We start from the raw sequence: 234 nt of genomic DNA, 5'->3' as shown, positions 1-234 counted from the left end.
TTCAATAGCTTTGCCATTTTCGTCAACTGCCTTGATTGTTACATCTGTCTTATCAGTTTCAGGATCAGTTGGCGTTGTAGCGTTTTTTGTATATGTGAACGTTACAGTTGAACCATCTTTAGCTACATTTACATTCTTAGTAGCTTCAGTTGCTGTATAACCTTCGATTACTGGGGCAGATACTTCTACATCTTTACCAACTTCTTGGTCTTTTAGTACGGTATCTTGTACGCC

1 protein-coding gene is annotated in these 234 nt (G+C 38.5%); it reads right to left on the bottom strand.

The window, feature by feature from the left end:
* Positions 1-234, bottom strand: a 234-nt coding sequence (locus ACG72T_RS12595; RefSeq protein ID WP_395266476.1) for a MucBP domain-containing protein, incomplete at both ends; no start/stop codon positions are given.

Origin of the sequence: Companilactobacillus sp. FL22-1 (genome assembly GCF_043951805.1) — a bacterium.
In the GTDB taxonomy this organism is placed as follows: Bacteria; Bacillota; Bacilli; order Lactobacillales; family Lactobacillaceae; genus Companilactobacillus.
This window is presented reverse-complemented; position numbering and strand designations above follow the sequence as displayed.